The following is a 22606-nucleotide window of genomic DNA, read 5'->3' on the forward strand; positions in this document are numbered from 1 at the left end:
TCGGCCGCTCGCCGTTACAGGGTCTGCAGGAAATCAACGATCGCGCTGATCTCCTGTTCGGTCAAAATCCGGTTCCGGCCGAAGGGCGGCATCATGGTCTGGGGATTGCGCTTGGTCTCGTCGAAGATGATCGCCACCAGCTCGTTGCGATCAGGGTATTTTGACTTGATGTCCTTCAGTTCCGGTCCGATCGTTCCCGGCAGGTCGCCGCCCTTGATGACATGGCAGGTCAGGCAATTGCCCTTGCCGCGGTCGAAGGCGAGCTTCTGGCCCTCGGTCACGGCGGATTGTGCCCGCGCCGGGCTGGCGAGGCCGGCAGCGATGGCCAGCAGGAGGAACAGGACGGGCGTCCGGAAAAGGGCGGTCAAGGTGTCATTCCGAGGCGTTATGGCGATGGTCTCGATCGCGGAAATAGGAGCGTTCAAAAGCACAAAGGGCTGCCCCTGACAATCAAGACTATGCACGCGGCAAAATGGAGTTAATATCTTCCGCATTGCAACTGAAGAGATTATTTGTTCGGTCGATTTGGCCCCCAAGAGTCCTCGAGACTTCAAGAGTCCTCAAGACTTAAGGGCAATGGGCGGGGGCCGGCTGTTACCGGGGCGTTTGGACGCTCATCCTGTTTTCAACGCGTTCTCGTTTTTTCAAGGGGACCTCACTTGGCTGACTATGTCGTCGAATTTGGCAGGGACGGCGGACGGGTCGAGCCCGACGGCCGGCTCGATGCGCCCGCCTTTCATCGCAATCACGAGCCGATCTGGGCGGCGCTGGAGAAGCATCTCACTGGGCTGACCGGCAACGTGGTCGAGGTCGGCAGCGGAACCGGCCAGCACGTGGTCCATTTCGCCCGGCATACGCCCGGCCTGATCTGGTGGCCGAGCGACCTCAACCAGCGGCACGTGAAGAGCATCGAGGCCTGGCGCATCCATTCGGGCCTGCAGAACATCCGCTCGCCCCTGCGGATCGATCTCACCGATCCCGACTGGTGCCCGGAGATGAAAAGCGGCCAGGGGCCGACCAGCCTTGCCGCCGTGTTCTGCGCCAATGTCATCCACATCGCGCCGTGGACCGTGGCCGAAGGCCTGTTCGCCGGCGCCGGCCGCTACTTGCGCGCCGACGGCAAGCTGTTCCTCTATGGCCCGTTCAAGCGCGACGGCAAGCACACTGCGCTCAGCAACGCCGTGTTCGACACGTCGTTGCGCGAAGGCAATCCCGACTGGGGCGTCCGCGACGTCGTTGATGTCGAGAAGCTGGCGAAGGCCGCGGCCCTTCGCCTGGTCGAGACGATCGAGATGCCCGCGAACAATCTGACGCTGGTGTTTTCGCGAAGCTGAGCGTTGCCGACTTGAGTCCAGGTGCACGCCGCAACGGCGGTGCGCGCCCTCCCCCGCCTGCGGGGGAGGGTTGGGGAGAGGGTGCTTCCGCAAGCGAGACCCCCCAAGAGGATAGAGCCCTCACCCGCCGCGCTCTTCGGGCGCGTCGACCTCTCCCGCAAGCGGGAGAGGTAACTCATCCCGCATGCCGGGCGACGAATTCGGAAATGAGAGCCGTCGTTTCCGCCGGACGCTCCAGGCTCGGGAGATGCGCCACGCCCGAGATTTCACGCTTCTCTGCGCCGGGCACGACCGCCGCGACGTGTCGGCAGCGTTCCTGAACGTAGGGGAAATCGAGGTCGCCCCAAGCCACGAGAGTCGGCACCGCGACATCGCTGAGCCGGTCGAAGAAGGGTCGAATGTCGACATCCGATCCGAACGGCGGCGAGCGAAGCGCGATGCCGTTCATGTCGAGGAATAGATCGCGCGCCGGCCCTGCGACGCGCCCCTCTGCCGCCAGCGCTCCATCCAGCAGGAGGCGCGCCTTCAACGCGTTCAAGCGATCGAGGTCGCCGGACGTCTCGGCCTCTTTCGACTGCGCCATCAGTTTCTCGATGTCGGGTGTGTAGGTCGGATCGGGCGCACCGGCGACATTGGGAGCGATCAGAACGAGGGCACGAACACGCGACTTGTGTCGGATGGCGGCGTCGAGCGCGATGCGCCCGCCGAGGGAGCAGCCAACGAGAATTGCGGGCTTGCCGTCTGAGGTCGCCTCCAGCACCGCCATCAGGTCCGACAGGGCGGAAAAATCCTCCGGCTCGGCGCGCGTTTCGCCGAAGCCGCGCCGGTCATAGGCGACCGCCTTGTGGGTGGCGCCGATTGCATCCAATTGGGCGCGCCACATGCGCCGGTCGCACACATTGGCATGGAGAAAGACAATTGCGGTGCCGTCGCCCACGACTTCGGTCGCGAGCCTGGCGCGACCGGACGAAACGAACTGCATTGATGGCATGTCCAGAACGGATGACGTTGCCGATCAGCGTAGAAGGGATTGATCGCGCCAAGCACCCCGATCGTCTGCATGGGCGGCATGTGAATGCCACGCTTCAAAGTGAGGCAGCACCAAGCGAAGTATCGCCGTGTTCGACACCTCCTTGCGCGAAGGCAACCCGATTGGGGCGTGCGGGATGTCGGCGACGTCGAGAAGCTCGCAAAGGCGGTAGGCCTTGGCCTCGTCGATACGATCGAGATGCCCGCCAACAATCTTACGCTGGTGTTTGAGCGCTAAGCCACGATGGCAGTGCGCTCCCTCCCGCCTGCGGGGGAGGGTTGGGGAGAGGGTGTCTCAACAACGGGACATCCCCTAGAGGAGAAAGCCCTCACCCGTCGCGCTCTTGGAGCGCGTCGACCTCTCCCGCAAGCGGGAGAGGTGCACCACCTGCTGGGCTTGTACTCGTTCACTCAAGAGCCCGTCAGCCCTCGCCGTCCTTCCACCCGATCTTGTCCTTCAAGAACCGGAAGCCGAGCACCTCAAAACCGGCGCGCTCCCAGTTGTCCTTGCCGTAGCCGTGGCCACCTGCGGCCGGCTCGTAGAACCAGGCCTCATAGCCCATCGCCTGGAGCTTTGCCGCCATCTTGCGGGCATGGCCGGGGTGGACGCGGTCGTCACGCCGCGTCGTCGCGATCAGGATCGGCGGATAGGGCTGGCCGGCCCTGACGTTGTGATAGGCGGAGTAGGACTTCAGCCATTCCCATTCCTCCGCCTTGTCAGGATCGCCATATTCCGCGATCCAGCTCGCGCCTGCGAGCAGTTTTGTGTAACGGCGCATGTCGATCAGCGGGATGGTGCAGAACAGCGCGCCGAAGCGCTCGGGATAGCGCACCAGCATGTTGGTGATGAGGATGCCGCCGTTCGATCCGCCCTGCGCCGCGATGCGTTTTGCGGTCGTCACGCCACGGCGGACGAGGTCGGCGGCCACGGCCGCGAAATCGTCATGCGAGAGCTTCTTGCCGGCGAGGCGGCCGGCATCGTGCCAGCGCGTGCCGAACTCGCCGCCGCCGCGCAAATTCGCCTGCACCGTGGTGCCGCCGCGCTCCAGCCAGAGCTTGCCGAGCGAGGCGTTGTAATACGGCTTCACCGCATGGGCGAAGCCGCCATAGGCGCTCATATGGACCGGCGCATCGCCGGTCTCCTTTGCGGGGCCGGTCTGCACATAGGGAATGCGCTCGCCGTCAACGGAGATCGCCTCGTGCTGCGTCACCACGAGGCCGTCGGCGGCGAACGTCTTCGGCGCCTGCTTCAGCACGGTCGGACTTGCGATGCCGCGCGCGAGCAGCAGCAGCGAGGGCGGCGTGAGCGGGTCCTGCACGTTGGCGAGCAGATCGCCGTTGCTTTCGGACGGATGTCGATCGAGCGGCCAGACGTCGACGACGCCGATCTGCGGCAGGCCGCCGAGTGTCTCGCGACCCCAGCCCGCGGCGGATGGCGTGCAGATCTCGAACTGCGGTTTGAGCTCGTCGAGGATCGATAGCACCAGCTTTCCTGCGGCCCAGAACAGACCTTGCAGGGCGCGCCGCGGTGCCGGCTCGAACAGCACCGCAAAATCGCGGTGTCCGCTCAGGAATGCGGAGAGCGACATGCCGAGCACGGTGTCGGTGGCATAGGTGCGGCCTTCGACCTGCCAGTCCCGGCGCAGCTTCATCGCAAACCAGTCGCCATGTGCCTGCATCCAGATGCCGGTCGGCAGATCGAGCTTCGTCGTGGTGCCCGCCGCATCGCGCAGCCAGATCGCGTGGTTGAAGAAGTCGATCTGGTCGACGATCCAGACCCGCGGCGCAGATCCCGTGTCATCGCTCATGCCGTAGATCATCATGTGATCGGCGGTGGTCTCGATGATCGCCTCTGCCTGATCGACCGGTTGGCCGCGCCGCCAAAGCCGTACGGTTCGCGCATAGCCCGAGCTCGTCGCCATGCCCTCGCCATGAGCGCTCGACAGCAGCAGCGTGTCGGCATCGAGCCAGTCGACGCCGCCCTTGGCCTCCGGCAGCGTAAAGCCGTCGGCAACGAAGCTCCTGGTGTCGAGGTCGAACTCCCGCAGGGTGACGGCGTCGCTGCCGCCGCGCGACAGGCTCAGGATCGCGCGCGAGCCTCCGGGCATCGTAGCGATCCCGCTCAGCAGCCAATCCTCGCCTTCCTTTGCCGCGAGCTGGTCGATATCCAGCATGGTCTCCCACGCCGGATCGGCTTTGCGAAATTCCGCCAGCGTCGTTCGCCGCCACAGGCCGCGCGGATTGCTGGCGTCCTTCCAGAGATTGTGCAGGTCGGTGCCGCGCCGGCTGACATAGGGAATGTTGTCGGGACGATCGTAGATTCCTGCGAGAATGTCGCGGTCGCGTTCGAAGGCCGCTCCGCCGAACGCCTGCAGCGTCAGGCTGTTCTGCCGCTCCACGAAATCGAGCGCCTGCCTGCCTTCGATCTCCTCCAGCCACAGCCAGGGATCGTCGTCGGGAGCGCTGAGCGTGGGCCTGTCGTCGACGGTCATGAACGAAACTCCGTAAGATCGCGGCGGATAGGATTTGATCGAGCGCAAGCCGTCAAGGGCGCGCTCCGCTATCATTCAAGCGATTGCGTCAGAGGCATGGCCCGCGCCCGTTTGCGCCGGTTGCCCGCCCTTCCGCGCCCCTCCATAGTGCCGGGAATCAACAAGGCCCTCGAGAGCCTCAAACGCCTCAAAAGCCCCTTGGGGCGGAAGTGCCGATGCTGGACGTAACTGCTGTCAATGAGATCGCCGCCGATGCTCGCGTGCGTGCCAATGTGGTGCGCCTCGCCGCCGCGCAGGCGCTGACCGGCGCCAACTCGGCCGTCATTTTCGCCACCGGCGCGATCGTCGGCGCCACGCTCGCACCCGACATGTCGTTCGCGACCGTGCCGATCTCGATGTATGTGGTGGGGCTCGCCGCCGGCACGCTGCCGACCGGCGCGATCTCGCGCCGCTTCGGGCGCCGCGCCGCCTTCATCATTGGCACGGGTCTCGGTGCGCTCACCGGCTTGCTCGGCTCGTTCGCGATCCTGCACGGCTCGTTCGCGCTGTTTTGTCTGGCCACCTTCCTCGGCGGCCTCTACGGCGCGGTGGCGCAGTCCTATCGCTTCGCCGCCGCCGATGGCGCCAGCGCGGCGTATCGGCCTAAAGCTGTATCCTGGGTGATGGCGGGCGGCGTGTTCGCCGGCGTGCTCGGTCCGCAGCTCGTGCAATGGACCATGGATGTCTGGCAGCCCTATCTGTTCGCCTTCAGCTTCCTGGTGCAGGCCGCGGTGGCGCTGATCGCGATGGGCATCGTCGCCGGCGTCGACATGCCCAGGCCCGCCCCGGCCGATCTGCACGGCGGCCGGCCGCTGCTGACCATCGTCAGCCAGCCGCGTTTCATCGCGGCGGCATTGTGCGGCGTCATTGCCTATCCCATGATGAACCTGGTGATGACCTCGGCGCCGCTCGCCATGAAGCTGTGCGGCCTCAGCGTCTCCGATTCCAATTTCGGCCTGCAATGGCACATCGTCGCCATGTATGGGCCGAGCTTCTTTACGGGCGCGCTGATCGCGCGCTTCGGGGCGCCGAAGATCGTGGCCGCCGGATTGCTGCTGGAAGCGGGCGCCGCCACCATCGGCCTCTCCGGCCTCACTGCGATGCACTTCTGGGCCACGCTGATCGTGCTGGGTGTGGGGTGGAATTTCTCCTTCATCGGCGCCTCTGCGCTGGTGCTGGAGACGCACCGGCCGCAGGAGCGCAACAAGGTGCAGGCCTTCAACGATTTCCTGGTGTTCGGCATGATGGCGATCGGCTCATTCTCCTCCGGACAATTGCTCGCCAATTACGGCTGGTCCGCGGTGAACATGGTGGTGTTCCCGCCGGTCGTGCTCGGCCTTGCCGCGCTTTCGCTGGTCTCCTGGGCGAGGCGCCGCAAGGCGCGGCTGGAGGCGGCCATGGGCGAGTTCCCGGATGCGGTATGATGGCGGGAGGCTGTCAGCAGCGTTGATAGTTCGATCCAGATCGAAGTGATTTTCGCCGGCCGGGTTGTTACATGATGCTCATCATGGACAGCCTCGTCAGGCTATCAACGTCCTTCAATTTCTGCCGTCATTCCGGGGCACCCGAAGGGTGAACTATGGTGCGCAGTTGCGCACCTGAGAATCTCGAGATTCCGGGTTCGATGCTTCGCATCGCCCCGGAATGACGGTGAGGAGCAAAGAAATGCTCAACAAGCCACGTCACGTCGCATCGGTCGACGAATCCTCACTCCGCTACGAAGGCTGGCGCATCGTCGCGGTCTGCTTCCTGCTCGCGACCTTCGGCTGGGGGCTCGGTTTCTACGGTCAGAGCGTCTATGTCGCCGAGTTGCAGCGCGCGCGGGGCTGGCCGGCCTCGCTGATCTCATCCGGCACGACGTTCTTCTATTTGTTCGGCGCGCTGCTCGTCGTCTTCGTCGGCGAAGCCGTGCGAAAATACGGCCCGCGGCTCAGCCTGATCGCCGGCACGCTGGCGATGTCGGCCGCCGCGGTCGCGATCGGCGCGGTGCGCGAGCCCTGGCAGCTTTATCTTGCGGACGCCGTGCTCGCCTTCGGCTGGGCCGGCACCAGTCTTGCCATGATCACCAACACGATCAGCCTGTGGTTCGACGAAAAGCGCGGCATGGCGATCAGCCTTGCGCTCAATGGTGCGAGCTTCGGCGGCATCGTCGGCGTGCCGTTGCTGGTGACGCTGATCGGCCATGTCGGCTTCGCCAGCGCGATGTACGCCGCCGCTGGTGCCATGCTGGTGCTGCTCGTGCCTGTGATCCTGCTTCTCGTCGGCCGTCCGCCCGATCTTCACGGCTGGACGGCGGCGGCGAAGGCAAAACCGCAATCGTCGACAGAGATCCGCGCCTGGGCGCTGCGCGACGTCGGCTTCCTCACGGTGACCATTGCGTTTGCGCTGGTGCTGTTCGCCCAGGTCGGCTTCATCGTGCACCTGATCTCGTTCCTCGATCCCGTGATCGGCCGCGAGCGCGCGGCGGTCGCCGTCGCGGTGCTGACCGCGATGGCGGTGGTCGGCCGCGTGATGTTCTCGCTGGTGATCGACCGCCTCAACCAGCGGCTGGCCTCCGCAATCTCGTTCCTGAGCCAGGCCGCGGCGCTCCTCGTCGTCATCAACCTGCACAACGATTATGCGTTGATCGCGGCCTGCGCGGTGTTCGGCTTCTCGGTCGGCAATCTCATCACGCTGCCGTCGCTGATCGTGCAGCAGGAGTTCGACAGCGCTTCGTTCGGCGTGCTGATCAGCCTCAACACCGCGATCAACCAGGTGACCTATGCGTTCGGCCCCGGCGTCGTCGGGGCCTTGCGCGATTGGTCCGGCGGTTATGTGCTGCCGTTCTATCTCTGCATCGCGCTGGAGGTGATGGCGGCGGCGCTGATCATGGTGCGGGGGAAGCCAAGAGCGAAGCTCCCGTAGGGTGGGCAAAGCGAAGCGTGCCCACGATCTGTATCCATCACGGAAGGATGGTGGGCACGGCGCTGTGCGCCTTTGCCCACCCTACGAGATCGTGCCCCTACGGCGTCACGCCTCGCGCTGCCTCAACAACCCCTCCACATCCAGCCGCTTCGTGAACATCGCGAGCTTCCCGTCCGGCCCGAACGGCCATTGCTCCCGCGGCTTGTCCCAATACAGCTCCACGCCGTTCTGATCCGGGTCACGCAAGTAAAGCGCCTCGCTGACGCCATGGTCGCTCGCGCCGTCCAGCGCAATGCCGGCCGAGAGCACGCGGTGCAGCGCATCCGCCAGAGCGGGGCGCGTCGGATAGAGGATCGCGGTGTGGAAGAGGCCGGTCGTTCCCGGCGGCGGCGGCGAGCCGCCCTTGCTCTCCCAGGTGTTGAGCCCGATGTGATGATGATAGCCGCCGGCCGAGATGAAGGCCGCGCCCGAGCCCATCCGCTGCATCAGCTCGAAGCCGAGCACGCCGCAATAGAAGCCGAGTGCGCGATCGAGATCGGCGACCTTGAGATGGACGTGGCCGATCCTGGTGCCGGCGGCGACGGCCTGGTTTTGCGACATGGGAATGCTCCGTTGAAAACGTGCACATAGAGAGGGTGCCGGGACAGTGCTACGGGCCGATCCCGAAACCCATCGTTTCCGAATGGGAAACTAGCTAAGCTCCGACACCTCGCCCTCGGGCAGGCCAAATTCAAATGTGTTCAGCGTCATCGACACCAGCGTGTAGTAGCCGCACAGCCCGATCACCTCGACGACGCCCCGCTCGCTGAGCAGCTTCACGGCCTCATCATAGAGGCCCTTCGCGACGCCGTGGCCCTCATGCAGCGACTTCGCGACGTCGTAGATCATCTTCCCCTTGGGATCGTCGAACTCAGGCGTGCGGCGGTCGCGGATCGCCTCGATGATCTCAGGATCCATGCCTCCGGCGAGCGCGAGGCGCTTATGCGCATACCATTCGTAATGCGCGGTCCAGTGCCGCGCCGTCACCAGGATCGCGATCTCCGACAGCTTCGCGGGGAATATCGTGTCAAAGCGCAGCACCTCGCCGAGCCGCGTCGCATGGCGCGCCATCTCCGGGCTGCTCAGCCAGGCCATCATCGGTGCCGGCGGCTTGCCGCGCTTGCCGGCGATCGACTCGTCATAGGTCTGCCGCTGGCTCTCGTTCATTTCGCCAGGCGAAAGAAGTTTCAGGCGCATTGTCGTTTCCTCTTTGTTTTCAAGCACCGCCATGGCGGCGACTATAGCCGAATGCGGCTCGCGGAAGTGGTTGAATTCCGCAGGAGCTTGGCCCAGAGTCGTCCGCAACAAGTCGATTTTGATTGATGGAAACGACCAATGACTGACTCTAAAACCAGCGATCTTGAAGCCGCCGATCTCGAAACATTCCGCAACGAGACGCGCGCCTGGCTGGAAGCCAACTGCCCGCCGGAGATGCGCAAGCCCGCGACGTCTGATACCGACGTGTTCTGGGGTGGGCGCAACGCAAAATTCTCGTCCGAGCCGCAGCGCATCTGGTTCGAGCGCATGCGCGACAAGGGCTGGACCGTGCCGGACTGGCCGAAGGAGTATGGCGGCGGAGGCCTCAGCGCCGCCGAGCACAAGGTGCTGCGCGCGGAGATGGCCAAGATGGGCGCGCGGCCGCCGCTGTCGAGCTTCGGCATCTGGATGCTCGGGCCGGCGCTTTTGAAATACGGCAACGACGCCCAGAAGAAGGAGCATCTGCCGAAGATCGCCGCGGGCGAGATTCGCTGGTGCCAGGGCTATTCCGAGCCCAACGCCGGCTCCGATCTCGCCTCACTCCAGACCCGCGCCGAGAGCGACGGCGATGATTACGTCATCACGGGTTCGAAGATCTGGACGTCCTACGCCAACTATGCCGACTGGATCTTCTGCCTCGTCCGCACCGATCCCGCCGCCAAGAAGCACGACGGCATCAGCTTCATCCTGTTCGACATGACCTCGAAGGGCGTCTCGACCAAGCCGATCCTTCTGATCTCCGGCTATTCGCCGTTCTGCGAAACGTTCTTCGACGGCGTCCGCGTGCCGAAGTCGCATGTGGTCGGCACCGTCAACCGCGGCTGGGACGTCGCAAAATATCTGCTCCAGCACGAGCGCGCGATGATCTCAGGGATGGGCGAGCGCGGCGTCGGCCGTCCGCTCGGGCAGATCGCGGCGGATTCCGTCGGCACCGATGCGCGGGGGCGGCTCGATGACTCCATGCTGCGCGGCCAGATCGCGAGCTTCGACGTCGACGAGGCCGCGCTTGCGGCCTGCGCCGAGCGCGCGGTCGATCTCGCCAAGGCGGGGCAAGCGCATCCGGCGTTCTCCTCGGCGATGAAATATTACGGCACCGAGCTCAACAAGCGCCGCTACGAGATCCTGATGTCGGCCGGCGGCGTCGATGCGCTGGAGTGGGAGAGCGAGCGCTCCAAGCAGGGCGCCCGCCCGCGCGCCTGGCTGCGCACCAAGGCCAACTCGATCGAGGGCGGCACAACGGAGGTGATGCTCGGCATCGTTGCCAAGCGCATCCTGGACTTGCCGGGGGCGTGAGGCTTTCCGTCGTTCCGGGGCGCGCGATAGCGCGAACTACGGTGCGCAGTTGCGCACCTGAGAACCTCGAGATTCCGGGTTCGATGCTGCGCATCGCCCCGGAATGACACCAACAGATTTCCAGACGTTAGAGACTTTGCACCATGGCCCTCGTCCTCACCGAAGAACAATCAATGCTCCGCGACAGCGCGCGCGGGCTGATCAGCGACAAGGCGCCGGTGGCGCACCTGCGCCACTTGCGCGACAGCAAGGATCCCACCGGCTTCTCCAAGGAGTTTTGGCACTCCTTCGCCGAGATGGGCTTTGCCGGCCTGCTCGTGCCGGAAGAGTTCGGCGGCAGCGGCCTCGGATTCATGGAGGCCGGCGTCATCATGGAGGAGATCGGCCGCACCCTGATGCCGTCGCCCTTCCTTGCCACCAGCGTGGTGGCGGCCTCCGCGCTGAATCGCGGCGGCAATGCCGCGCAGAAGTCGGAATATCTGCCGAAGATTGCGAGCGGCTCGCTGCTCGCGACACTGGCGATCGACGAGGGCGCCAAACATCGTCCCCTGCAGACCAGCCTGCAGGCCGTGCGTGCCGGCAACGGTTTTAAACTTTCCGGCGCCAAGGCACTGGTCGTGGACGGTCATGTCGCCGATCTCTTCATCGTCGCCGCGCGTACCGGTGGCGCCGCCGGCGAGCGCGAGGGCCTGACGCTGTTCCTGGTCAACCCCAAGGCCAAGGGCGTCGCGATCGAGCGCACCATCATGGTCGATTCACATAATGCGGCGCGGATCGAGTTCGCCAGTGTCGAGGTCACCGCCGACAGCGTGCTCGGCGAGGTCGATCAGGGTGCCGCGCTGCTCGCTGGTGTGCTCGACATCGGCCGCGGCGCGGTCGCCGCCGAAATGGTCGGCCTCAGCGACGAGGTGTTTGGCCGCACGGTCGAGTACCTCAAGAACAGAAAGCAGTTCGGCAAGCTGATCGGCGAATTCCAGGCGCTGCAGCACCGCGCCGCCGAGCTCTATGTCGACATCGAGATCACCCGCGCCGCCACCATGAAGGCGCTGCAGGCGCTGGATGCCGACGTCGCCAAGGCCGCTTCAGCCGTCGCCGTCGCAAAAGCCCGCGCCGGCACCACCGCCACGCGCGCGGTGCAGGAAGGCGTGCAGATGCATGGCGGCATGGGCATGACCGACCAGTTCGACATCGGCTTCTTCATGAAGCGCGCCCGGGTCTGCGAAGAGCTGTTCGGCGATGCGAACTACCACACCGAGCAGCTGGCGCTGGCGCGGGGGTATTGAGGCGGACAAGGTGGCGCCTCAATAACAAGTGTCGTCCCGGCGAAGGCCGGGACCCATAACCCCAGGAAGCAGTTTGGCGGAGGCTCTCAGTTGAAGAGTCTTCCCGCGGTACTGTCACCTGCGCTTATCGATAGGTCACGCGGTATGGGTCCCGGCCCCCCGCGCGCAATTGCGCGCTAGGCCGGGACGACACCAGTGAGACGCTCCCCTTACCGCATCGGCGGTGCGTACTGCACGCCGCCGGCATTCCACAGCTGGTTCATGCCGCGCGGGATCTTCAGCTTGGACTTCTCGCCGATGTTGCGCTCGTACATCTCGCCGTAATTGCCGACGCTGCGGATGATGCGAACGACCCAGTCCTTGCTGAGGCCGAGTTGCTCGCCATAATTGCCCTCGTTGCCGACGAGGCGCATCACGTCCGGCTTCTTCGACTTCAGGGCTTCGTCGATGTTCTCGGAGCTCACGCCGAGCTCTTCGGCGTTGATCATGGCGTAGAGCGTCCACTTCACGATCATCATCCAGTCGTCGTCGCGCTGGCGCACGACGGGGGCGAGCGGCTCCTTGGAGATCATGTCCGGCAGGATCATGTGGTCGCCGGGCTTCGACAGGTTCAGCCTGAGCGCATAGAGCTGCGAGACGTCGGCGGAGAGCGTGTCGCACTTGCCGGTGTCGTAGGCCTTCACCACGTCGTCCAGCTTGTCGAACTTGACCTCTTCATACTTCATGTTGTTGGCACGGAAGTAGTCGGAGACGTTGAGCGCCGTGGTGGTGCCGGCCTGCACGCAGACCTTGCTGCCGGTCAGGTCCAGCGAGGTTTCCTTGTTGCGCGAACGCGGCAGCATGAAGCCTGCGCCGTCGTAATAGGCGACCGCCGGGAAATAGAGGTCGTAGTCGAGTTCGCGCGCCATGCTCCAGGTCGAGTTGCGCGAGAGGATGTCGACCTTTCGGCTCTGCAGTTCCTTGAAGCGCTCGCTGGCGTCGAGCGGCACGAACTTCGCCTTGTTCGGGTCGTTGAAGATCGCAGCCGCCACCGCGCGGCAGAAATCGACGTCGAAGCCGGTCCAGTTGCCCTTGTCGTCGGGGATCGAGAAGCCCGGCAGGCCCTTGTTGACGCCGCACAGCACCTCGCCGCGGCGAACCGTGCGCTTCAGCGTGCGGGTGTCGTAGAATTCGTAGATGACGGCGAGGGCGCCGACCAGCACGGCGACCGCGAGCCCGATCAGCAGGCCGCCTCGAAAAGTGCGCATGATGTCTCTCTCTCGAAATAATCGGGAAAAGGAAATTGGCGGAGGGGGCAGAGCATGACCGGTGCGATCATGCTCGAACCATAGCCCTTAGAGTTCGGGCTTCTGCCGGATCACGACCTTGGTGCCGACAGGGACGCGATCGTAGAGATCGGCGACGTCGTTGTTGACGAGACGGAAGCAGCCCGAGGACACCTTGGTGCCGATCGTGTCAGGACGGTTGGTGCCGTGGATGCGGTAGACCGTGGTGCCGAGATACATCGCGCGGGCGCCCAGCGGATTGCCGGGGCCGCCGGCCATGAATCGCGGCAGGTAGGGCTGGCGCTGGATCATCTCCGGCGGCGGCGTCCAGTCCGGCCATTCCTTCTTGTTGGTGATGGTCACCAGCCCCTGCCACTGGAAGCCGTCACGGCCGACGCCGATGCCATAGCGGATCGCGCGCCCGCCGGGCTGCACCAGATAGAGGTGCCGTTCGGCGGTCGAGACGATGATGGTGCCCGGCGCTTCCGTGGTGCGGAAGTAGACGACCTGCTTCTGCCATTCCGGTTCGAGCTGGTAGCCGTCGTCGGCGATCAGGCCCGGCTCGTCGCCGCGGTCCGGCTGCTGGGCGGAGGTGTATGACGTGGTCAGAACCAGGCTGAGCGCCGTGATGAACGCCCCGGTCAGGCGACGATAATCCGTCATTTCAAGCTCTCCCCGCTGCCACAGCGCAAAACATTCGGAACCATCAAATCTCAGGGGCATGTTCATGGCAAGTTGATGGCGCGCGCGGCTGATATGTCACGAGAATGCTTTGGTTTTTTGACGGGACCGGGGCAATGCCACAAACAGGGGATGGCGCGAAAAGCTTAGATTGCTGCCGCGGTGGTGGTGCGCTCCCTAGGGCGAACAGGACTTCTTGGTCGCGGCCTGAGCGCGCGCCCCATCCTTCGAGACGCCCGCTGCGCGGGCTCCTCAGGATGAGGCTAAGACGCACAGGTGCCGGCTGCCACGCACTCCGTCCTCATCCTGAGGGCCCGCCGTAGGCGGGCGTCTCGAAGGATGGCCACGGGCGAGCTGCCAGCTCCCCTTCAAATGTAATCGCAGCGCTGCAAGCGGCGAGAGCTAAATCTTGTTGCTCTCCGGCGCGATCCCGAGCCGCCGCACGATTTCGGTCCCGACGGCGCGGGCCTCGGGCCGCGAGCCGATCCGGGGGCTGCGAAACCGCCGCCCCGAGCGAAGGCGGATCGTGACGATGCAGTGCTCGTCCTCGGAACGGCCGCGGCGGTCGACGGTGATCGTCTTCACCTCGTATCCCCTGATGCTGTCCGTGCGCGGCGTGCCGTCGCCCCACAGCCGCTCGACGCGGATATCGCCCTGCCGGATAATCCAGAACGCGCCGGTCACGAGGTTGGCGTATCTGTAGACCGCGAACGCCGCGAGCGCGCCGAGCGGCAGCAGCAGGATATCGACGTGGCTGGGCGGCCATCCGCGCCAGAGCTTGTAGGCGTATGGCACGGCGGACAACGCGACGGCAATCAACGCGACGATGCGAATGTCCCGCGCGGAAAACGCCTCGAGCGGCTCGCCCAGATGCATCTCGGGATTGCTGGCGTCGAGCGGATTGCTGGGGGCCTCGACATTGGGAACGTCGAACTGCTTGGCGATTCGCGCCACGGTGTCATGAACATGCGTGACGTCGGAGATCGGCGGCGACGTCAGGCGCTCCCCCGAGACAAGCGTGAAGACGAGTTGAAAGCGGGCCTTCACCCTCTTGCTGCCGGGAACTTGCAGTCCCGTGATGTCGTCCTTCGCGACCATCCGCGTCTGGAGTTTCCCGAACGGCCGCTGGTGTCCGATCAGGATCTCGTCAGGCGTGATGATCCACACCACCGCCGGCGCCATCATGATGCCGACGACGAACCCGGCTCCCACCAGCAGTGCCACCACAGAGATGACGATCTCCAGGGTGTCGTGCGTGAACAGGCCCGGCGTGAAGCACAGCGCAACAGCGGCCGCGAAGCCGGACATGACCAGCCGCTGCGCGATCGAGGAGCCTTCGCGAAGGCGAATGTCGGTGCTGGTGTTCGCGTCGTCCATTGCGGGCGGCTGATTCCGATGGCGCGAAACTCCACGGACAGGTCCGTGGAGTCAAGCAACAAGGGTGTTAGGCGAAACCAGCCGCGTGATGCTCGCCCGGCTTCAGCTGCTGACGTTCAGCAGCTTTGCCACGATCCGGTCGATCTCGTCGTAGCGGCCTTCGCCGGCGTGCTGGAACACGATCTTGCCGCTCTGGTCGATGATGTATTGCGCCGGCCAATACTGGTTGCTGTAGGCGTTCCAGGTCCTGGAATCATTGTCCTGCGCCACCGGATAGGTGATGCCATGGCGCTTCAGCGCGGCCTGCACATTGGAAGCCGAGCGCTCGAACGGGAATTCCGGCGTGTGTACGCCGACCACGACGAGACCCCGATCCTTGTACTTGGCATAGAGGTTGGTGACATGCGGCAGCGTGTTGACGCAGTTGACGCAGCCATAGGTCCAGAAGTCGACCAGCACGACCTTGCCGCGGAGATCGGCGAGGCTGAGCGGCTTCGAGTTGAACCAGTTGGTGATGCCGGTGAAGTCGGGCTCGGTCTGCTGGCTCGCGGCAGCGGTGACGACAGGCGTGGCGCGCGCGGCCTCGTCGCAGATGCCGGGGATGACGGCGCCGGTGACGGTGATGCCGATCAGTGCAGCAGACACGGCGAGCAGTTTGAGAGTCATGGAAACTTCCTCCGGTGAAGACGAGGGGTGATCACAGGCCGATCTGGCCGGTGGGATAGAACCCGGTAAGCCACGCCACGATCAGCGTGTCGTATTGGAAATAGGCGGCGACGGCGAAGGCGATCACGACCACGCCAAAGCCCTGCTGCAGGCGCGGCGAGATCCGCGCGAGGCTGCGCACGCGCGTGGTCGCGGCTTGTCCGCCATAGGCGATCGCGAGCATGGGGATCGCAGCACCGATGGCGTAGGCGACCAGCAGCGTGCCGGCCCAGGCGGGGTTCTTCGAGGTCGCCACCAGCGTCAGGATTGAGCCGAGCACCGGCCCTGCGCAGGGCGTCCAGACCAGGCCCAGCGTGGTCCCCAGCACGAGCCCGCCGAGCGCGCCCTCGCGCTGAGGGGCGTTCGAGTTGCCGAGATCGAGCCAGCCATTGAGCCGGATCGACAGCCACTCGAACGGCGCCGGCCACAACATCAACAGGCCGAAGCCGAGCAGCAGGATCGACGCCGCCTCGCGCAGCACGTTCGGATCGAAATCGAACAGCTGCGTGAGCGCGCCGAGCAGCAGCGCGACGGCGGAGAAGGAGACGACGAAGCCGAGCGCGATCATCGCGGGCCGCAAGTGCCCCGCGCGCCCGATCGAGGCGCCAAGCAGGATCGGCAGCATCGGCAACGTGCAGGGCGCGGCGATGGTGAGGAGGCCGGCAAGGACAGCGAAGACAAGTTCGAGCATGGCGCACTCGTGATGGAGGTCACGAGGCAGTTCGTGTGTGATGGGGCGGTCGTTACGTGGCGTCACGGCTTCGTGACGGGGCGTTGAGAGCGCCAGTGCCGGTCGGAACGGCGGTCTGCTCCCTCCCCCGCTTGCGGGGGAGGGCTATCGCATATGAGGAGAGCGTGGCGGGAAGCTCGCCTGCGGCCATCCTTCGAGACGCCCGCCTCCGGCGGGCCCTCAGGATGAGGACAGAGTACGTGGCGGCAATTCGGCAGCCAAAGCTGCCGGTCAGCCTCATCCTGAGGAGACCGCGGAGCGGTCGTCTCGAAGGACGAGGCGCTTGCTCAGGCCCCACCAGCTCATATGCGATGGCCCTGCGCTTGCGGGGGAGGGCTGGGGAGAGGGTGTCTCCGCATTGGGACAATCCCCCAGAGGAAAAAACCCTCACCCGCCGCACTCTGCGAGTGCGTCGGCCTCTCCCGCAAGCGGGAGAGGCGGGAGCCGGCGGCTACACCGCATCCCCAAAATACAAAACGACCCGGACGGGGGCATCGTCCGGGTCGTTGGAGGTCTTGGGAGGTTTAACGAAACCGCATGCGAACTTTATAGAAGGGAAGTTTTTCCGCCTGATGTTGTCGTTTGTTTCAATTGTTTCGTCGGTGGTAACGCTTCCGTGTCCGGGGATAGGGCCGAAAATTCAGTCCTATCCCCTTGAAATCATTGTCCTTACGCGGCGAAACGGTCGACGCCGGCGCCCTTAAGCAAATCGGCCAGCTGTTTGCGGGCATAGAACATCCGGGTCTTCACCGTGCTCTGGGGGATGCCGATGATCTGCCCGACCTCCTCCACCGACTTCTCGTGGTAGTAGACGAGGTTGATGATCTCGCGATGGGCGGGCGACAGTTTTGCGACGCAGGCGCGCAGGATGGCGCTGGTGTCGCTGCGATCGAGCGAGGTCTCCGGCGTGTCGCAATCATCGGGAATCTGGCGCACATCTTCCTGATCGATATCCTCGAAGCGGCGCTGGCGCATCGCGGTCAGCGCCTTGAAGCGGGCGATCGAGAGCAGCCAGGTCGAGACCTGCGAGCGGCCCTGGAACTGGCCGGCGGTGCGCCACACGTCGAGGAACACCTGGCTGACCAGATCTTCCGCCGTGGTGGCGTCGCGCACGATGCGCAGGATGAAACGGTAGACCCGCACATTGTGCCGGCAATAGAGGATGTGCATGGCGGTCCGGTTGCCGTCGGCAATGCTTTCGAGAAGCATGTCGTCCGAAGTCGCCTGAGCGGCGATGATGCTCTGGCTGGCCTGGGCGTTGATGGCGATGACGTTCGGCATGGACTTGGCTCCCCGTAGCGCCGCAACCGAGCGGCGTTTCCTTGGACCAAAGTGTTAATCAGCCACCGTTTCGGGACGTCTGCGCGAAAAGCGGAAAATGGTTTCGTGCGCCGCCAAATTGTTTCGTCGGACAGGGAGCGACGAAACATTCGGGGCAAAAAGTCGTGGAATTTCAATGTACGGAAAATACGGGGTGAGCATTTTGACGCGGACGCAGGCGCCGGGAACGTATTTCGGGGTTTTGCGTTCGGTCGCGCCGCCGATGTCGTCCTGGCGAAAGCCAGGACCCATTACCCCAAGCAGCGGTTATGGCGCGAGCTGGCAACCACCAGCCTTCGGCAAATCCTGTTCGGTGGTAATGGGTCCTGGCTTTCGCCAGGACGACAACGGAGAGCTACGCCTTCTCGCCCCCCGGCGAGAACAGATAGCCGCCGCCGCGGATGGTGCGAATCACGGCAGGCTTGGCCGGATCGGGCTCGATCTTGCGGCGGATGCGCATGATGCGCAGGTCGACTGCGCGGTCGAAGGCTTCGGCGTCGCGCGCATTGGCGAGCTCGAGCAAACGCTCGCGCGACAGCACGCGCTTGGGATTGGCCGCGAACACCTTGAGCAGCCCGAATTCGGATGCGGTCAACGGATGCTCGTTGCCTTCGTCGTCGCGCAGCGCCTGCGCTTCGAGATCGAGCCATTTGGTGCCGAAGCGCACCAATTGGTCCTTGTCCGATTTCGCCGCCGCGGTGTCCGCTGCCGCCCTCACCGGCGTGCTCCGCCGCAGCACCGAGCGGATGCGCGCCATCAGCTCGCGCAGCTCGCAGGGCTTTGCCACGTAATCGTCGGCGCCGAGCTCGAGGCCGACGACGCGATCGATCGGGCTCGCGGTCGCCGTCAGCATGATCACGGGCACGTTGATGCGGCTTTTGAGGTCGCGGATGATCGAGAGCCCGTCTTCCTCGGGCATGTTGAGGTCGAGCACGACGAGATCGGGCATGCTGCCCTGGATCGCGGCGCGCAAGCTCTTGCCGCCGTCGCACAGCGTCACGGTGAAGCCGTGCATCTTGAGGTAATCGCCGACCATCTCCCGGGCCGGGGCCTCGTCGTCGACGATCATGATGTGCTGGCTTTGGGTCATGGTCTTCAGATCACGGCATATCGGTCGCGGGGAGGGTGATGGTGAAGGTCGAGCCCTTGCCGGGGCCGTCGCTGTCGGCAGTCACCTCGCCGCCGTGCATGTCGATAATACGCTTCACGATGGACAGACCAAGCCCCGTCGAGCTCTCGCCGGCGGTCGGCTTGGCGGACAGCCGCTGGAACCGGCCGAACAGGCGGCCGAGATCCTCCGGCGACAGGCCGGCGCCCTCGTCGCTGACGCGGACGATGGTTTCGCCGCCCTCGTGGACGACGGCGACGCCGATCTTGCCGCCGATCGGCGAGTATTTGATGGCGTTGCTGATGAGGTTGTCGATCGCCTCGCGGATGCGGTCGGTGTCGCACATGGTGACGATGTTGGGCGGCGCGGTGACGCCGATCGCCTGCTGCTTGTTGACGGCGAGCGGCTGGTTGGCCTCGGCGACCTCCTTGACCAGCGCCGCGACGTCGACCGGCTCGCGGCGGATGGTGATGTCGAAGGCATCCGCCATCGCGTCCGAGATCAGATGGTCGACCATCGTGGTCAGGCGCTTCGTCGCATCACGGATGTGATCGACCTGAGAGACGACGCCGCTTGCCGACGCCCCGGTCGAGATCAGCTCCTTCAGCATCTCGGTGCGGCCGAGGATGACGCCGAGCGGATTCTTCAGATCGTGTGCGACGGTCCCCAGAATCTCGTTCTTGAAGCCGTTGGCGCGCTGCAGCCGCAGCCATTGCGCCGACAGGCGGCGGTTGGCCTGCATCAGGGCGCGGGTGCGCTGGGCGACGCGGTCTTCCAGCTGGGTGTTGGCGTCCTGGAGCTGCTGGTAGAGGATGACGTTGTCGAAGGCGATCGAGAGCCGGCTGGAGAAGATCTCGACCAGCGAGCGGTCGGTCTCGGACAGCTCGCGCTCGGCCTGCAGCAGCACCACCACCTCGCGGCCCGAGCCGGTGCGCAGATAGATCACGCTGCGGTGGTCGGCGAACTCGTTCTTGCGGCGCTGGAACGCGGCCTCCACCATCTCGCGCAGCTCGGGGTCGAGCGCCTTCGACGACGTGGTGCCGATGAAGCGGCTGTAGCAGCCGCTGCCGGCGAGCACCGAAAGCTCGGGATCGACGCCGCCATTGTCGCGCAGCACCAGTATACCGGCGCAGTCGACGTTGAGCAGCGAGGCGAGCTGGGTCAGCACGCCCTCGGCGAGCCGCTGCATCGACTTGAAGTCGTACAGCGTGGAAGCTGCATCGATGATGATCTCGAGCCCGCGCCGCGTCTGCACCATGCGCTCGAGCTGCTGATAGGAGCGCAATGCCGCGGTCAGCGAGGTGAACAGCTTGTCGGCGGTGAGCTCGGTCTTGGCTTTGTAGTCGTTGATGTCGTACTGCACGATCACGCGCCGCTCGGGCGCCTGGCCGGGCTGGCCGGTGCGCAGGATGATGCGCACGGTCTCGTTCTTGATCTCGTTGCGGATGAACTCGACCAGCTCGAGGCCGGCCACATCCGTCTCCATGATGACGTCGAGCAGCACGGCGGCGATGTCGCTGTGCGCGGCCATCAGCTTGCGGCCTTCGGCGGCGGAATAGGCGGAGAGGATCTCCAGGCTCTGGCCGTTGAGGCTGTAGTCGGACAACGCGAAACGGGTGCCGTCATGCACGGCCGGATCGTCGTCGATGACGGCGATCTTCCACTTCCGTGCGTTCTGGTCCTCCGACGCGGTACCGGTGTCGTCGATCAGGTGGAGGACATCGTCCTGTTCGGCCATTGAGAAGTCCCGTCAGTCTCTGTGCTTTGCGCGCCGCCCTTGGCGACCCGGGGCATGATAATGCGAAAAGTGGTGCCTTGTCCCAGCTTGGATTCCAGCATCATGCGACCGCCGAGCTGCTGGGTGACAAGGTTATAGACGATATGCAGCCCGAGTCCCGTACCACCTTCATTGCGCCGGGTGGTAAAGAATGGGTCAAAGGCCTGGCGCTGCACGTCCGGGGTCATGCCGGCCCCGTCGTCGGTGAAGATGATCTCGATGTCGTCGGCCCCGCGCGGCCGCGCCGAGATCGTGATGGTGCCGGCGCGTCCGTCGGCGAAGGCATGGTTGGCGGCGTTGAGGAACAGATTGGTCAGGATCTGGCCGTAGGAGCCGGGATAGCCGTCGAGCAGCAGCCCCTCGGGCACGTCGACCTCGAGCGTGATCGGCGAGCGCTTCAACACCGGCCGCAGGCTCGCGATGATCTGGTCGGTGGCTTCGCTGAGTGAGAACTGCCGCCGCTCGGCATGCGAGCGGTCGACCGCGACCTGCTTGAACGACTGGATCAGCTCGCCGGCGCGGGTGAGGTTGGCGACGAGCTGCTGCGAGGCATCGCGCGAGGACTGCACGAACTCCTCCAGCTGCGAGCGGCGCAAGCCGCCGTCGCCCTTGAGCTGGGCCTCGAAGATCTCGGTACGCCGGGCAAAGCTGGAGGCGACGGTGAGGCTGATGCCGATGGGGTTGTTGACTTCGTGGGCAACGCCGGCGACGAGGCCGCCGAGCGCGGCGAGCCGCTCGGCATCGATCAGGTTCTGCTGGGCGGTATTGAGCTCGAGCAGCGCGCTTTCGGCCTTCTCCTTCGCCGCGCGCAGCTCGTCCTCGGTCTCGCGCTTGGCGATGGCGTTCTCGCGGAACACTTCCACCGCGCGCGCCATGGCGCCGACCTCGTCACGTGCCTTGGTGCCCTGCACCTCGCGGTCGAGATTGCCGAGCGTGATCGCGCGCATCGCGGCCATGATCTGCTGCAGCGGCAGGCGGATCGACACCGCGATCAGCACGCCGGCGGTGAGGATGATGCCGAGGAAGATCACCGCAATGGAAAGAACACGACGAGAAATATCCGCCAGCGTCCGGTCGAAGGTCTCCTGCGCCTTCTGCTCGCGCTGGCGCATCTTGGTGGAGAGATCGTCGATGGCACCGATCGCCTCGGCCTGGCTGGCGTCGATGCTGTTGCGCAGGAGCTCGGTGCGGCTCGTCAGTTGCTCCGAGAGTTTGGCAAAGCCTTCGCGTAAGGACGCGGTGCGGGCTCCGAGCCGTTGCAATGCCATGCGCTGGAGATCGTTGTCGGCGAGATCGATCATGACGGGAATGGTCTTCTCGATCGTCTCGGTGTGGCGGCGCGCATCGTCGGCGGCGCCCGATGACTGCGACAGATAGTAGGAATTGGCCGCGACCAGCATCGCGGTGAAGGCCTCGCGGGATTTTCCCAGCGAGGGCCAGATCAGCGCGTCGCGATGGCCGGTGGCGCCCTCGATGATGGAATAGAGCCCCGCCATGTCCCTGGCCGGGCCCTGCACCTGGTCCTCATAGGTCTTCGCGATGGTGGCCTGCACGCTGCGCAGCTCGCCGAAGCCGTTGAGGAAGCGTTCCGTCGTGCGCTCCAGCTCCTCGACCGAGCCCGACAGCATCGGGTCCTTGGCGGCGCGGTGGCTGAGCGTGCCCAGCACCGCCTCGCGCAGCAGGAGGATCTCGGCGAACAGGTCCGGGCTCGGCTGGTTGATGTAGCGGTGGATCAGATTGTGCAGGCGTCCGGTCTCGCTTTCGAGCAGCGCCAGGATGCGGTCGGATTCGCGCACCTGGCGCACGTCGTCCCAGGCCGAGCTCAGCACCTGCGAGCCGTTCCAGATCAGCGCCACCAGCACCACCACGACGGCGGAGTTCAGCGCCGCGATCGACAGGATGCGCCAGCGGATCGGCACGGCCCGGAGCGCGCCGACGAGCCGCGCGCGCACCCGCCCGATCGGGCCGGGTGG

Annotated in this window: 19 protein-coding genes and 1 pseudogene; 6 read left to right on the forward strand and 14 right to left on the reverse strand. The window is 65.1% G+C overall.

Annotated elements, in window-relative coordinates; genetic code table 11:
• Positions 1–14 precede the first annotated feature (14 nt).
• Entirely contained in the window at positions 15–368 is a 354-nt protein-coding gene (soxX, locus tag ACVJ19_RS15070; RefSeq protein ID WP_453948446.1) for a sulfur oxidation c-type cytochrome SoxX, read from the reverse strand.
• 291 nt (positions 369–659) lie between these two features.
• Between soxX and ACVJ19_RS15075 the strand changes: the two genes are divergently transcribed.
• Positions 660–1334: a DUF938 domain-containing protein gene (locus ACVJ19_RS15075; RefSeq protein WP_453948444.1), complete on the forward strand. Its 675-nt coding sequence runs from the start codon at positions 660–662 to the stop codon at positions 1332–1334.
• Positions 1335–1509: 175 nt separating this feature from the next.
• Here ACVJ19_RS15075 and ACVJ19_RS15080 read toward each other — a convergent pair whose 3' ends face one another.
• Positions 1510–2316, reverse strand: coding sequence for an alpha/beta fold hydrolase (locus ACVJ19_RS15080; protein WP_453948442.1), 807 nt, complete (start codon positions 2314–2316; stop codon positions 1510–1512).
• 118 nt (positions 2317–2434) lie between these two features.
• On the opposite strand from ACVJ19_RS15080, the pseudogene ACVJ19_RS15085 reads away from it, so the two are divergent.
• Positions 2435–2601, forward strand: a pseudogene (locus ACVJ19_RS15085) (DUF938 domain-containing protein); the annotation flags it as partial.
• A gap of 184 nt (positions 2602–2785) precedes the next feature.
• On the opposite strand, the gene ACVJ19_RS15090 reads toward ACVJ19_RS15085, so the two are convergent.
• Entirely contained in the window at positions 2786–4855 is a 2070-nt protein-coding gene (locus ACVJ19_RS15090; protein ID WP_453948441.1) for a prolyl oligopeptidase family serine peptidase, read from the reverse strand.
• Positions 4856–5070: 215 nt separating this feature from the next.
• Here ACVJ19_RS15090 and ACVJ19_RS15095 point away from each other — a divergent pair, with 215 nt between their 5' ends.
• On the forward strand, positions 5071–6318 hold the full coding sequence (locus ACVJ19_RS15095; protein ID WP_453948439.1) for an MFS transporter: 1248 nt from the start codon (positions 5071–5073) through the stop codon (positions 6316–6318).
• 241 nt (positions 6319–6559) lie between these two features.
• Complete coding sequence (locus tag ACVJ19_RS15100; RefSeq protein ID WP_453948438.1) at positions 6560–7798, forward strand: MFS transporter; 1239 nt, start codon at positions 6560–6562, stop codon at positions 7796–7798.
• Between the two features lie 105 nt (positions 7799–7903).
• On the opposite strand, the gene ACVJ19_RS15105 is transcribed toward ACVJ19_RS15100, so the two are convergent.
• Both ACVJ19_RS15105 and ACVJ19_RS15110 read right to left on the reverse strand, forming a co-directional pair.
• Complete coding sequence (locus tag ACVJ19_RS15105; RefSeq protein ID WP_453948436.1) at positions 7904–8398, reverse strand: VOC family protein; 495 nt, start codon at positions 8396–8398, stop codon at positions 7904–7906.
• Positions 8399–8488: 90 nt separating this feature from the next.
• Positions 8489–9034: a carboxymuconolactone decarboxylase family protein gene (locus ACVJ19_RS15110; protein ID WP_453948434.1), complete on the reverse strand. Its 546-nt coding sequence runs from the start codon at positions 9032–9034 to the stop codon at positions 8489–8491.
• 138 nt (positions 9035–9172) lie between these two features.
• Here ACVJ19_RS15110 and ACVJ19_RS15115 point away from each other — a divergent pair, with 138 nt between their 5' ends.
• Complete coding sequence (locus ACVJ19_RS15115; RefSeq protein WP_453948431.1) at positions 9173–10387, forward strand: acyl-CoA dehydrogenase family protein; 1215 nt, start codon at positions 9173–9175, stop codon at positions 10385–10387.
• A 143-nt stretch (positions 10388–10530) separates the two neighbouring features.
• On the forward strand, positions 10531–11670 hold the full coding sequence (locus ACVJ19_RS15120; RefSeq protein WP_453948430.1) for an acyl-CoA dehydrogenase family protein: 1140 nt from the start codon (positions 10531–10533) through the stop codon (positions 11668–11670).
• 209 nt (positions 11671–11879) lie between these two features.
• Here ACVJ19_RS15120 and ACVJ19_RS15125 read toward each other — a convergent pair whose 3' ends face one another.
• From ACVJ19_RS15125 to ACVJ19_RS15165, 9 genes are all read right to left on the reverse strand, one after another.
• Positions 11880–12917 (reverse strand): amino acid ABC transporter substrate-binding protein, encoded by a 1038-nt coding sequence (locus ACVJ19_RS15125; RefSeq protein WP_453948428.1) that lies wholly within the window; start codon positions 12915–12917, stop codon positions 11880–11882.
• A gap of 87 nt (positions 12918–13004) precedes the next feature.
• Positions 13005–13598, reverse strand: a complete 594-nt coding sequence (locus tag ACVJ19_RS15130; protein WP_453948426.1) for a L,D-transpeptidase — start codon at positions 13596–13598, stop codon at positions 13005–13007.
• Positions 13599–14018: 420 nt separating this feature from the next.
• Positions 14019–14993, reverse strand: a complete 975-nt coding sequence (locus ACVJ19_RS15135; RefSeq protein WP_453948425.1) for a hypothetical protein — start codon at positions 14991–14993, stop codon at positions 14019–14021.
• A gap of 102 nt (positions 14994–15095) precedes the next feature.
• Positions 15096–15659: a redoxin family protein gene (locus ACVJ19_RS15140; RefSeq protein ID WP_453948423.1), complete on the reverse strand. Its 564-nt coding sequence runs from the start codon at positions 15657–15659 to the stop codon at positions 15096–15098.
• A gap of 31 nt (positions 15660–15690) precedes the next feature.
• Entirely contained in the window at positions 15691–16389 is a 699-nt protein-coding gene (locus ACVJ19_RS15145) for a cytochrome c biogenesis CcdA family protein (RefSeq protein ID WP_453948421.1), read from the reverse strand.
• Between the two features lie 708 nt (positions 16390–17097).
• Positions 17098–17709: a sigma-70 family RNA polymerase sigma factor gene (locus ACVJ19_RS15150; RefSeq protein WP_018644455.1), complete on the reverse strand. Its 612-nt coding sequence runs from the start codon at positions 17707–17709 to the stop codon at positions 17098–17100.
• Between the two features lie 394 nt (positions 17710–18103).
• Positions 18104–18838 carry a response regulator gene (locus ACVJ19_RS15155; RefSeq protein WP_453948419.1) on the reverse strand — a complete coding sequence of 245 codons (735 nt, stop codon included), beginning with the start codon at positions 18836–18838 and terminating at the stop codon, positions 18104–18106.
• Between the two features lie 10 nt (positions 18839–18848).
• Positions 18849–20594, reverse strand: coding sequence for an ATP-binding response regulator (locus ACVJ19_RS15160; RefSeq protein WP_453948418.1), 1746 nt, complete (start codon positions 20592–20594; stop codon positions 18849–18851).
• On the reverse strand, positions 20564–22594 hold the full coding sequence (locus ACVJ19_RS15165) for an ATP-binding protein (RefSeq protein ID WP_453955084.1): 2031 nt from the start codon (positions 22592–22594) through the stop codon (positions 20564–20566). Before ACVJ19_RS15165 ends, ACVJ19_RS15160 begins: the two co-directional genes overlap by 31 nt.
• Between the last annotated feature and the right edge of the window lie 12 nt (positions 22595–22606).

The sequence above is a fragment of the Bradyrhizobium sp. USDA 376 genome (assembly GCF_054063675.1).